This window comes from Bacteroides sp., from assembly GCF_019417265.1.
Classification (GTDB): Bacteria; Bacteroidota; Bacteroidia; order Bacteroidales; family Bacteroidaceae; genus Phocaeicola.
In genome coordinates this window covers 1-12,926 of sequence record NZ_DXVR01000039.1, presented here as the reverse complement: position 1 = coordinate 12,926, position 12,926 = coordinate 1, and the positions used below count along the sequence as shown (strand labels likewise).

Here is a 12,926-nt window from a genome sequence, read left to right as displayed (position 1 = left end):
GTGTTGATTATTCCCATCCAGTAAGAGTTTTCTTTCTGGTTTTGCTGGAATGTCTTCAGCATATACTCTTTCACCTTGTTCAGGTCTTCAGTCTTAGGACCTTGTGCAATAAAGTCGTCGATACCCTTGTTTATCAGTTCCACCATCTGAGGTCTGCGCTGAGGGTCAGTGTCGAAGTATATCTGGAACACACCTTCAGCTTCAGGATATTTGCTTATAGAACCGTTGCATGACACACCGTATGTACCTCCTGCTTCTTCTCTCACAGTCTGTGTGTACAGAATGTTCAGCAACTGTCCCAACATGCTCATCATAACCACATTCTTCTGGTTGTACTTGCATTTTCCGCTTGCCACCATAAGAACTGATGATTTTGCAGTTTCCATTTCTCTTGTGAAGTTATTCTCGTAGATACCTTTTCTGATATCAGGAGTTACATCGCGGAACTTCTCGTTGCGTTTCATTGACGGAAGACTTCCCAGATACTTCTCTATCAGCGGAGTAGCAGTAGCTTCGTCTATGTTGCCCACCATTACGAATGTAAAGTCGCTTGCATCGGCAAAACGGTTCTTGTAGAGTTCCATCACCTTATTGTAGTCTATCTTGTCCAGGGTTTCTGCCTTCACAGAGATAGCTCTCGGATGACGGTTATACAGAGCCACGCTTATAGAATCGCTGAAAGCAGTATTAGGGTCAGCCTCTGCATTTGCCAGGGCAGCCTTGTTTCTGTTGATGAACGATTCGAACGCATTCATATCCATTCTCGGAGCAGTAAATCTCAGATAAGTAAGCTGCAGCATAGTTTCCATATCCTTAGGCGAGCATCCACCGCTGATACCTTCTGTAAGACTGTTTACATATGCTGATGCAGAAGCCATTTTTCCGGCAAGTACCTTTTCCAAATCAACGGCACTGAAGTTTCCAAGACCACCGAGTTCGACTACCTGATTCATCAGTTTGAACTGTACAGCATCCTTATCGTCGAACATAGAGTTACCACCGGCGCTGAAAGCCTGCATTCTTACTTCGTCAGCCTTGAAGTCTGTTTTCTTCAGTACCACCTTCACTCCGTTGCTCAGTGTGAGTACTTTGCTGCCGAAAGGACCTTCCTCAGTCTTAACCACTTTACCGCCAGCAGGCAGTTCCTTCATAAGAGGTTCGTCCGATACCTTGTCTACATATGCTTCAAGCTTGGCAGATCTTACTTTGTTTACCACAGCCTTAAGTTCCTCTTCAGTAGGATATTTCATACCCTCTTTCTCCGGACAGAATATGCCGAGAACAATGTTCTTTTCTCCGATAATCTGCTTCACCACCTGATTAATGGCTTCTACAGGGATATTAGAAACAATCTGGTTCATTATTGCATATTCATTCTCTATTCCCGGGATAGGCTCGTTGTCGATGAAATGTCTTACATATTCGTTCACGTACTGTGAGTTTTTCATCTTGTCCTTTTCGTTGTAAGCCGATTCCAAAGCTCTCAGATAGTCAGCCTTTGCTCTGGCATATTCGCTTGCTGTAAATCCGAACTGTCTGGCTTTCTCTATCTCTGTCATCAGAGCCTCTGTAGATGTCAGTATGCCGTCTTCCTTGGCTACTGCAAATCCGATGAAAGCACCCTTTGTCTTTGCCACAAGGAAATTGCCGTCTTCAGCCATAGCCTGAATGAATGGAGGCTGTGGTTGCTGTGTCAGTTCGTCCAAACGTGCGTTCAGCATATTGCCTATCATTGAAGTCATATAGTTCATTGCCAGATAAGGCATACTGTTTTTCTGTTCGTTAGGCACAACGTCATGCTTGTGGAACAGATAAATCAAAGGCACCTGCTGTTCCTTATCTTTGGCTATTGCTATAATAGGTTCATCGTTGTCAGGCACAGGGAAGTAGACTCTCTCCGCTGCATTTTCAGGCATTTCGATAGGGGAGAACATCTTCTTGATTTTCTCTTCCACCTTATCCACGTCAATATCGCCCACTACGATGATACCCTGCTGGTCCGGTCTGTACCATTTTTCGTAATAGTCTTTCAGAGCCTGGTAAGGGAAGTTGTCCACCACTTCCATAGTACCGATAGGCAGACGGTAAGCATATTTGCTGTCCTTGTACATGATAGGGAACACCTTTTCATACATACGCATCATGGCTCCTGTACGTGTTCTCCATTCTTCGTGTATCACTTTGCGTTCCTTGTCTATCTCTTCATGGTCCAGAGTCAGGTCGTTTGCCCAGTCGTGCAGTATGAGCAGACATGAGTCAACAACTGTTTCTCTTACTACCGGCACGTTAGAGATGTTGTACACAGTTTCGTCCACCGAAGTATAAGCATTCAGGTTTACACCGAACTTCACACCTATAGTTTCCAGATACTCTCTCAGCTTGTTGTCAGGATAGTTTGTTGTTCCGTTGAAACACATATGTTCCAGGAAGTGAGCCAGTCCTCTCTGATTGTCCTCTTCCAATATTGAACCTACCTTCTGGGCGATATAGAAATCAGCCTGGTTTTCCGGCAGTTCGTTGTGTCTGATGTAATAAGTAAGCCCGTTTTCCAGTTTTCCAACCCTAACGTTTGGGTCTGTCGGAACAGGCGGCATCTGCTGTGCAAAGCCTGATGCCACACCGCCTATGAATATTATCATGGCGGCAGAACGTTTCAGTAAATTCATATTTCTTTGTTTTTAGTTGTTAGTTTTTAGTTGTTGGATTTTTGTTTAGTCCGAATGGTTCTAACAACTAACAACTTTCAACTGACAACTCCTATATTACTTGTTTAGGAATCTCTCCGCCTCAATAGCAGCTTTACATCCGCTTCCTGCAGCTGTAATAGCCTGTCTGTAGTGTGGGTCTGCCACGTCGCCTGCAGCAAATACTCCTGGAACTCCTGTGCATGGTGTGTTGCCTTCAGTGATGATGTATCCCACTTCGTCAGTCTTAACCCATGGCTTGAATATATCAGAGTTAGGCTTATGACCTATGGCAAGGAAGAATCCGTCTATAGCCACGTCATATCTTTCTTCGTCAGCTTCGCCCATTCTTTTTACCACGTGCATTCCTTCTACGCCATTGTCGCCATACAGTCCTACAGCGTTATGCTCGAACAGCACTTTAATCTTCGGATGGTTCATCACTCTTTCCTGCATAATCTGCGATGCTCTCAGATATGGTTTTCTCACTACGAGATATACCTCGCTTGCCAGACTTGCCAGATAGATAGCTTCTTCGCAAGCTGTATCTCCACCGCCTACTACTGCCACCTTCTTCTTTCTGTAGAAGAAACCGTCGCAGGTAGCACATGCGCTCACACCCATACCGGCATATTTTTTTTCATCTTCCAAACCCAGATATTTGGCTGTAGCCCCTGTAGAGATAATCACCGCGTCAGCAGTAATTTCTTTCTCTCCGTCCACCTCAAATGTATAAGGAGCCTTGCTTAAGTCTGCTTTTGTCACTATACCGTGTCTGATATCGGCACCGAATTTCTCAGCCTGTTTTCTCAGGTCATCCATCAGTACAGGTCCGGTTACACCTTCAGGATATCCGGGGAAATTCTCGACTTCCGTAGTTGTTGTCAGCTGTCCTCCCGGCTGTAATCCTTCATAAAGTACAGGGTTCAGGTTTGCTCTCCCTGTATATATAGCGGCAGTATATCCTGCCGGTCCTGATCCGATGATCAGACATTTTACATGTTCTGTTGCCATAAAAACTTCTTTTTTGGTTACATTAATAATTCTCTCTTATCTTAAATCTATTATTTCCACTTTAGGGTATTTTGCCTTGTCGAAAACGAACATGCTGTCGTCCGTCTTTTTAGGCAGGTATTTTCTGATTTTTATTTCCTGCTTTTCTCCGTTGTTGCCCTCTATGCAGATATATACAGGTTCCATCTTAGAATTGACATCTATCACAATCCTTTTTATGTCCTGACTCTTCTCAGGTGTCATAACCACCTCTTTACAAGCTACTCCGTTTCTGTTTTTTGTTCCTGCATACACATAATTGAATCCGTTTCTGTACATGCCTAACATCATATACGGATTGATAGCCTGCAACTCGTCATTTGTAGGTGATGAAACATTTACCTCCGCATTTTCCTCAACATAGCTCCATAGCGTTTTTCCGTCAAACCAGCTTTTGATTCCTCCGCAGTCAAGTACGAATTTCTCACCTTTCAGGATTATGCTGCCGTACATCGTTCCTCCGAAGATAATCTCTGTACCGGTCGATTTCTCATAATTGGCCGCTACAGCATCCAGCACTTCCTTGGCTTTAACATCCTTCTGTGCGGAAACTTGCAGCGATAAAGCCGAAAGTAAGCATATTATAATAGAATGTTTCATTTTGAGTTTTTAATTATTCATTTTTAATTGATTAAGTCGCATCTGCAAGTCATTCTCGTCTATACACAGCACATCCCTTGCCTTACTGCCGTTAGCCGGTCCCACTATTCCTGCTCTTTCCAGCTGGTCCATTATTCGTCCGGCTCTGTTATATCCCAACGACAGTTTTCTCTGTATAAGCGATGTTGAGCCCTGCTGATGATAGATAATCAGTCTTGCAGCTTCCTCAAACATAGGGTCCAGTTTGTTCATATCCACATCCGCTGCTCCGCTTGGTTCGGCATTCTCGTCCACGTATTCTGGCAGTTCGAATGCAGTAGGGTAGCCCTGCTGCTTGCTGATATATTCCGAAATCTTCTCTACTTCAGGAGTATCTACGAAAGCACACTGCACACGTACCGGGTCATTTCCCTGCAGATAAAGCATATCACCCTTACCTATAAGCTGCTGTGCTCCCGGACGGTCGAGAATTGTCCTTGAGTCCATCATAGAAGCCACTCTGAAGGCCACACGAGCCGGGAAGTTCGCCTTGATAGTACCCGTGATGATATTCGTTGTAGGTCTTTGTGTAGCGATTATGGCATGAATTCCTACCGCACGTGCCAGCTGTGCTATACGGCAAATAGGCAATTCCACTTCCTTGCCGGCAGTCATAATCAGGTCGCCGAACTCATCTATTATGATTACTATATACGGCATGAACTTATGTCCGTTTGCCGGATTCAGCTGTCTGTTGATGAACTTCGCATTATATTCCTTTATGTTTCTGCATCCGGCTTTCTTCAGCAGGTCATACCTTGTATCCATTTCCACACAGAGCGAGTTAAGAGTCTGTACCACCTTGGTTACATCCGTGATAATGGCATCTTCCGCATCAGGCAGTTTTGCCAGGAAATGTCTTTCTATAGGAGCATAGATGGCAAATTCCACCTTCTTAGGGTCGATGATTACAAATTTCAGTTCGCTTGGATGTTTCTTGTATAAGAGTGAGGTTACGATAGCATTCAGTCCCACAGACTTACCCTGTCCTGTAGCACCGGCCACCAGCATATGCGGAGCCTTTGCCAAATCCACCATAAACACCTCATTAGTGATAGTCTTTCCTAAGGCGATAGGAAGCTCGAAAGTACTTTCCTGAAACTTCTTGCTTGCTAATACCGAGCTCATAGGCACAATCTTAGGACTTGCGTTAGGCACCTCGATACCTATAGTACCCTTACCCGGAATAGGTGCAATGATTCGTATTCCCAGAGCCGAAAGACTCAGCGCTATATCGTCTTCCAGATTTCTGATTTTTGAGATTCTCACACCCTCAGCCGGAGTTATCTCATACAGAGTCACCGTAGGTCCTACATTGGCCTTGATTGATGATATTTCTATACCGAAGCTTCTCAGTACCTGTATGATTCTGTTCTTGTTTGCATTCTGTTCCTCCATGTCTATGCTTGGCCCGTCGTCAGGGTACGTTTTCAGCAAATCCATGGTAGGGAACTTGTACAGTTCGAGGTCGAGTCTTGGGTTATAAGGCACGCTCAGGTCACCCCTCACAGTTTCCTCTTCCTTTGTTTCCTCTATTTCGAAAGCCGGTTCCTCATCTTTCTCATTATTGTGTGCCATATTTTCGGCTTCAATAATTCTTCTTGCGTTCACAGGCACATCATCTATCGGAAGTTCTATGCTGTTGTCCGTATAGTTCACATCATTGCTGTAAACTTCTTCGGCATATACTTCAGGCTCATTCTCATGCTTGAACTCATTATATAACTCCTCTTCCTTTATCTGAGTTCTGATTTTTTCCTCTCTTTTATGGCCTGCAGGACTTTCCTCTTCCTTGTCTGTTGTGTCCTCCATTGCTTCCTCATCCTGCTGTTCTTCTACTTTTTTATTCTTTTTTCCGAACAGTCTGCCTAAGATACCTCCCGGCATCAGTTTCTGATACCATTTAGCTTTTGGAGCCTCATTCTCTTCATTCTCAGTCTCCTCACTGACATCCTCGCTCACTTCCTCAGGAGTTTCCTCAGCTTTTATTACAGTTTCCTCCGCATTTGTAGCAACCTCATTGGCCGTTACTGTGTTGTCTTTGTTTTCTTCGCCATTCTTTCTGAAGTTCGGATGAAGTATATGTCTTACCACCTCCATGGTCTGTCTTCTTATGGCAATACCGATAATGATACCGCAGAACAGAAGCAGCAGAATAAGTCCCGGCACACCGATATACGATTCTATCCATAGCGAAACATTATATCCGTGCAGTCCTCCCGGATAAATAAATGAATTTACATTTCCGAAAACGAAGCCTAAGGTGACAGACATCCAGTACATGATACTCATGCATCCCAGGAACCACTTCCATACAGTGAAATTGTATGCTTTCATAAGCTTTGTTCCTGCAATGAGCAGAACCACCACAATGAAATATGCCGGAATACCGAAACATCCGTTAATCAGAAACTCGGCTAATTTTGCTCCTGCCGGTCCCGTATGGTTCTGTACCACCTCAGTTTCGCCCACTGAATTCACTCCCATAGCGCTTTGGTCAGCCCCTCCGGCCGAAAGGAATGAAGTAAAGGCAAGGAACATATATACTCCGAACATAAGGCAAATCAGTCCCCCGACAAAGTGTCCTGTTTCCCCGTTCAGTGCCGATTTTATTTTTTGTGCATTTTCGTTGTGCTTTATATTTGATTTTTTATTGTTGTCTTTTTTACTGCTCATATCATTCATAAATTGGTTTCTACAATAGAATTTTGTCATGCAAAGATAATACAAACCGGACGAAATATGTAAACAAAAAACGATAAAACAGAAAAAATTCCTACCTTTGCACATATATTTTTTGATATAACATACATAATAAGACAAATGAAATCATCAAATCAATCCATTTTCGATGCTAATACAGTCGAGTTCGTTACCGTGGCAGCCGAATTTTGCGGTTTCCTGGAGCGTACTCCCGAAATGCAGCCGTCCGAGTTTGTAGACCGTACTCTCAAACTTCTTCCGCTGCTCTATCTGAAAGCATCATTGCTTCCTGATTGCGAACCCCTCGACGACATCGAACCTGAGACATTCGTCACCGAACCGGACTACGAGCATCTCCGTAGCCTTATAGCTTCACTGCTTGGTCCCGACGACGACTATCTTGAGGTTTTTCTTGATGAAATGGCGTATAGCGACACGCCTATCAAACAGAACATTTCCGAAGGTCTGGCAGACATATACCAGCCGCTGAAAGACTTTGTATGCGTGTATAGTCTTGGACTCGACAGGACAATGAATGATGCACTCTGGCGTTGCCGCGAACAGTTCGCTTCATACTGGGGACGTACGCTTGTCAATGTCATGCGAGCTCTGCACAACATAAAATATCACGGCGAAGAAACAGACATGTAAACACTCACATATAGAACATGGCAAATTACCAATCTACAATAGACAAGAAACTTATTTCCGAAATGACCAAAGCTGCCTTTCCCGGACGGATAATCATTATCTACACGGTAGAGGATGCCCGTAAGGCCGTTTCATATCTCAACAGATGCGAGGTTGTAGGTGTAGATACAGAGACACGTCCGTCGTTCAAGAAAGGGAAAATCAACAAGGTGGCTCTTCTTCAGATATCCACTGCCGATACCTGTTTTCTCTTTCGCCTTAACCACATAGGCATACCGGAGTTCCTTGTGAAATTCCTTCAGAACGATGTACTGAAGATAGGTCTTTCCCTTCGCGACGATTTCAGCATGCTCCGCCGTAGCAACGACAAGGACCCTAAGGTTGGCAACTGGATTGAACTTCAGGACTATGTATCCCGTTTCGGAATAGCGGAGAAAAGTCTTCAGAAAATCTACGCTATACTCTTCGGACAGAAGATATCCAAGAGCCAGCGCCTTTCCAACTGGGAAGCAGATGTCCTGACCGAGGCACAGCAGCAGTATGCGGCTACCGATGCCTGGGCGACATTGAGAATCTATAATGAATTAGAGAAGTTAGAGAGAAGTTAAAAAAAAGAAGTTAGAGAAGTTAAAAGGGAGTTAGAATAGTTAGTACCCCCCTTACCTTCTTTACCTCCTTTAACTTCTTTAACTCTTCATAACTATATAACTAACAATTGACAGACATGAACAAAGTATATCTCAAACCGAAAAAAGAAGAATCGCTTCTCCGTTTCCACCCATGGGTGTTCTCAGGAGCCATTGCCAGGGTAGAAGGAAACCCGGAAGAAGGTGAAGTAGTGGAAGTCTATACTTCCGACAAGAAATACATAGCTGCCGGACATTATCAGATAGGCAGCATAGCAGTACGTGTACTTACATTCCAGAAAGAAGAGATAAACCACGATTTCTGGGTACGCCGTCTTACTTTAGCCCGAAATCTCCGTCAGGCACTCCGCCTTATCGGAACAGAAACCAACAATGCCTGCCGTCTTGTGCATGGCGAAGGCGATAATCTCCCGGGACTTATCATCGACCTCTACGACCATACAGCCGTAATGCAGGCACACTCAGCCGGTATGCACGTCTACCGTCATGAGATAGCAGCCGCACTCAAGGAAGTGATGGGCGATACCGTCCGCAATATCTATTATAAGAGTGAAACCACACTGCCGTTCAAGGCCGACCTCGAATCTACCGAGAACGGATTCCTTCTTGGCGGAAGCACAGAGAATGTAGCCATGGAGAACGGACTACTCTTCCATGTAGACTGGCTCAAGGGACAGAAGACAGGTTTCTTTGTCGACCAGCGTGACAACCGTGCACTTCTTGAGCATTACTCTCTCGGCAGAAACGTACTCAATATGTTCTGCTATACAGGAGGATTCTCCTTCTATGCCATGCGTGGTGGAGCACGCCTTGTACATTCAGTCGACAGTTCAGCCAAGGCTATCGACCTTACTCGCGCCAATGTAGAACTCAATTTCCCCGGCGATACACGTCATGATGCCTTTGCCGAAGATGCCTTCAAGTATCTCGACAGAATGGGAGGGGAGTACGACCTCATAATCCTCGACCCGCCTGCATTTGCCAAGCATCGCGGTGCCTTGCGTAACGCCCTTCGCGGATATACCAAGCTCAATGCCAAAGCTTTCGAGAAGATACGTCCGGGTGGCATCCTTTTCACATTCTCATGCTCTCAGGTGGTAAGCAAGCAGGATTTCCGAAATGCCGTATTCACAGCTGCAGCCCAGAGCGGTCGCAGCGTACGCATCATGCACCAGCTCACTCAGCCTGCCGATCATCCTGTCAACATATATCATCCTGAAGGAGAATATCTCAAAGGACTTGTATTGTACGTCGAATAAACATTTATTCTCATTTATACACACAGAAAAAAGGCTTCCGAAGCATTTCACATGCCATAGGAAGCCTTTTTCGTTATTGTATAATTCCTGTTATCAGAAAGTTACGCTCAATCCCATACTCAGGTTCATGTTCAAATTGTTAAGCGGAATATACTGTTTTCCCACTTTGCCTACAATATAGTCCATACCCACAAACAGACTCAACACTTTCGGGTGGAAGTTCACAATCCATCCCATTGTGCTGCCGTATGAAGAAATACCATAGTTGATACCTGCCTCAAACCAGCTCAGCGGAGATATATTGGCAGCGAATCGTCCTTCGCTCCATGAATAAGGGCCGTTTATCTTTGTAGTAGAAAGGAAACCGGCCGACAGTTTGTTATAGAACGGCATTTCGTATTCAGCACCAATCACCAATGTTGCAGCCAAAGCCTTGCTCAGCTTTCCTCCGGCACTTCTTCTGTGCAGGTTGGTATAGCTTTCAAAGTCATCAGTAAGCTGATCCAGCTGGTTGTCTAATGAGTTTTCACTGTCGCCGTCGATAGATAAGTCCTTGAAACCTTCAAATCTCCAAGCCTCATTGCTTGTCGAAGCATATATATTGTTGTTCCAGCTCACGAATCCCAAATCCCTGATGGCAGCCGATACAGTCAGATGGTCTATCACCTCATATGTAGCACCCAGATCCAATGCAAGTCCGAATCCTCCAAGTCCCGGTGTTCCCATTTCCATGTTTTCGAAATCCACCAAAGTACCTTCACCTTCGCCATATTCAGCTCCGCTTTCCTCTTTTGTAGGGATGCTCAGTCCTGCCACAGCCACATTCATTTCTCCGTTAGCACTCACTTCCCACATATCCTCGTTCATCACGATTTTAGTATTGCTGAAGTTCATATTGGCATATGCACCTCCCAGGAGAGCCTTAAACTTTGCACCTACTCTCAGTTTGTCGTTTATCTGGCGTGAGTGTCCCAATGCAACTTCCACGAAAGTAGTCGATTTTACACCCATTGTTCCAAGGTCATAAACAGTGTTAGATCCGCTCTGTCCCATCTTCATGAATTCGAAGAAATCTTTAGGTATATAGAGCGATGTACTTGATCTCAGTCCTATATCCAAGGTATTGAAACCTCCCCATGCTCTGAATCCCATTGACAGGATAGACATATTCATATCCATGCCCATACGGTTGATTTTTCTCAGTCCTCCCAAGAATTCGTCAGCGCTTACACTGCTGTTCATGAAAGTAGTCAGTTTGTTGTCGCTGGTAGGGTACAGGAAGTTAGCAAGTCCCACATTTCCTTTCACACCCATATTCACGTTACCCAACACCGGAATGCTGAAGTACGACTTGTCACTTACCAAGGCCGGGTTCAGCTGATGTTTGAACAGATATCCGTCTGTAAAATATCCTGAGCTTAGAGCCTGTGCCGAAGCTCCTGTTGCTGTTCCCATCAGGGCTACAGTTGCTATATATTTCTTAATTCCTTTCATTGTTCTTTAAGTTTACCGTTAGTTCAAATCCATTGTTACCCCGCCTTTAAGTCTTAATTTAATATCATCAAGCTTTAAAGTCTGATTTTCGTTCAGAGCTGTTTCGGCGGTATTTTCACCAGCCTTCGCTGTAACAGTCATTTCTATACCGTCCAGTCCTTTCACATTACCTTCTTCTGTAGAGATTGAGAATTTAACGTCTTTCTTTGTAGGATTTTCAATTGTTCCCGGCTCTACGTCGATGTTCATGTCTACTTTTACGTTAGTCAAAGGCTTTCCGTCCTTGTCTATAGCTGTAGCCACAAGGTTCAGGCCTAATGGAATAGCATTTTCTATAATCATAGATGCTTCAATCAATTCGAATTCTGCTTCATCCAGGTCAGCACCCCATCCGTCAATAGTCTTGACATATTTGATATTTGTTTTGCTGCCGAACATCAGAGGAGTGTCTATATTATATTGTGTTTCTACAGTAAACTCTTTATCCAGTTCTACAGTAATGTTTTCTTGTACAGCCTTTGCATCTATGTCCATTTTGATTTCATCCGGGATATTCTCTATAATTGAACTTAGTTCCTCAACCTTAACATAGTTTATTCCCCCGTTTGTACCGCTCTTAATCTGATTTAGGCAAATAACGTAACCTTCGGGAGTATCACCAGGAATCACAAAATTAGGAATTGTTACTGTCTTGTCTTCTTTTCCTGTTTTAGTAGATGTGAGCGAACCTGAAATTTCAACTTTAACAGGACTTGGGTTCTTTACATTAACAAATATTTTAGGATCTGTCAAATCAAGTGTAACATCATTGTCAGTAAAGAAATCCGGCATTCCTTCAAGTTTTATAGGCTCAACATTTATGTCTACTGTAGGGTTTACTGTACCCGTTACAGTGTTCAGTACAATATTTTGAGATTTAATATTTCCCGAAACTGTTATTCCATTCGCCGTTATTTCTCCTTGTGCGGATAAAGTTCCGTTAAAACTTACTTTTCCGTTTAAATTAATCTTTTTGTTTTCTTTATCAAAAGTGGCTTTATCTGTAGCACTTCCACTGTTCTCAAACCTAATTTCTACGATTTCAAAATTAATTCTTGAATTACTGTTTATCTCGAATCCTTCGTCATTGTTAAGTTCTAAAATATTCTTATCTTGTCCGGTGACATTCCATAGTCCATCTGCTCCAGTATATTTTACAGTCATATATGGAGGGAAAATAATCTGATAACCATCGTTTAGTTTTACAGTGGCATTGCTGTTTTGTGTTAACTCAAGATACGTATCCTTCATTATTGTAGTGGCACTGCTTAAACTTTCTAATTCTTCAGGAGTATTTGAGTGCGTTATGTCTATTGATATAACGTTTTGACCCAAAGTTAAATCGTTTCTATCAATTGTTCCAGATGTTCCAGCAGAAAAAGTTTGACTGAATTGAGTAAACCCACTATTTTCATCTACAGTAATATCCACTCCCGGTACCTTTACTTGTGTTGAGTTACTGCCTCCATCTTTTACCAAAGCATAATCCCCGGTAGTTTCATTTGTTTTGACAATTCCGTCATCTTCCAGTTCAAGAAGATCACCCAATAACATTCTTTCCGTACTGCTACCAGGCAGAGTCAGGTCTCCACCCACGGTAATAGTCATATCTATGTCCTTGTCCAAATCATAAGTGTCATCAACTTTAAGACACGAATTCAGACCGAACAACCCCAATGCATATGCTCCAACCGCAGCATAGTGCTGAAAACGGTTGATATCCGTTCACCCAAAACGGTGATATCCGTTCACTTTTC

9 protein-coding genes are annotated in these 12,926 nt (G+C 43.6%); 3 read left to right on the top strand and 6 right to left on the bottom strand.

Features of this window, described 5'->3' with window-relative positions; translation table 11 throughout:
* From QZ379_RS06575 to QZ379_RS06560, 4 genes are all read right to left on the bottom strand, one after another.
* Positions 1-2,666 (bottom strand): pitrilysin family protein (locus tag QZ379_RS06575; RefSeq protein ID WP_291562015.1); only part of this gene is annotated, 2,666 nt, incomplete at its 3' end.
* 96 nt (positions 2,667-2,762) lie between these two features.
* Entirely contained in the window at positions 2,763-3,698 is a 936-nt protein-coding gene (trxB, locus tag QZ379_RS06570; protein WP_291562012.1) for a thioredoxin-disulfide reductase, read from the bottom strand.
* A 36-nt stretch (positions 3,699-3,734) separates the two neighbouring features.
* The gene (locus QZ379_RS06565) at positions 3,735-4,337 is read right to left on the bottom strand and encodes a LolA-like putative outer membrane lipoprotein chaperone (protein WP_291562008.1); all 603 of its coding nucleotides are present in this window, start codon (positions 4,335-4,337) and stop codon (positions 3,735-3,737) included.
* A 9-nt stretch (positions 4,338-4,346) separates the two neighbouring features.
* The gene (locus QZ379_RS06560) at positions 4,347-7,052 is read right to left on the bottom strand and encodes a DNA translocase FtsK (protein WP_291562005.1); all 2,706 of its coding nucleotides are present in this window, start codon (positions 7,050-7,052) and stop codon (positions 4,347-4,349) included.
* Positions 7,053-7,199: 147 nt separating this feature from the next.
* On the opposite strand from QZ379_RS06560, the gene QZ379_RS06555 reads away from it, so the two are divergent.
* The 3 genes from QZ379_RS06555 (at position 7,200) to QZ379_RS06545 (ending at position 9,636) form a co-directional block, all read left to right on the top strand.
* Complete coding sequence (locus QZ379_RS06555; RefSeq protein WP_291562002.1) at positions 7,200-7,730, top strand: DUF5063 domain-containing protein; 531 nt, start codon at positions 7,200-7,202, stop codon at positions 7,728-7,730.
* A gap of 17 nt (positions 7,731-7,747) precedes the next feature.
* Entirely contained in the window at positions 7,748-8,338 is a 591-nt protein-coding gene (locus QZ379_RS06550; protein ID WP_291561991.1) for a 3'-5' exonuclease, read from the top strand.
* A 116-nt stretch (positions 8,339-8,454) separates the two neighbouring features.
* Positions 8,455-9,636 carry a class I SAM-dependent rRNA methyltransferase gene (locus QZ379_RS06545; protein ID WP_291561988.1) on the top strand — a complete coding sequence of 394 codons (1,182 nt, stop codon included), beginning with the start codon at positions 8,455-8,457 and terminating at the stop codon, positions 9,634-9,636.
* 93 nt (positions 9,637-9,729) lie between these two features.
* Here the strand turns inward: QZ379_RS06545 and QZ379_RS06540 are convergent, their stop codons facing one another.
* Both QZ379_RS06540 and QZ379_RS06535 read right to left on the bottom strand, forming a co-directional pair.
* Positions 9,730-11,130 (bottom strand): DUF5723 family protein, encoded by a 1,401-nt coding sequence (locus QZ379_RS06540; RefSeq protein WP_291561985.1) that lies wholly within the window; start codon positions 11,128-11,130, stop codon positions 9,730-9,732.
* 18 nt (positions 11,131-11,148) lie between these two features.
* Positions 11,149-12,795, bottom strand: a complete 1,647-nt coding sequence (locus QZ379_RS06535; RefSeq protein ID WP_291561982.1) for a hypothetical protein — start codon at positions 12,793-12,795, stop codon at positions 11,149-11,151.
* Positions 12,796-12,926: the final 131 nt, after the last annotated feature.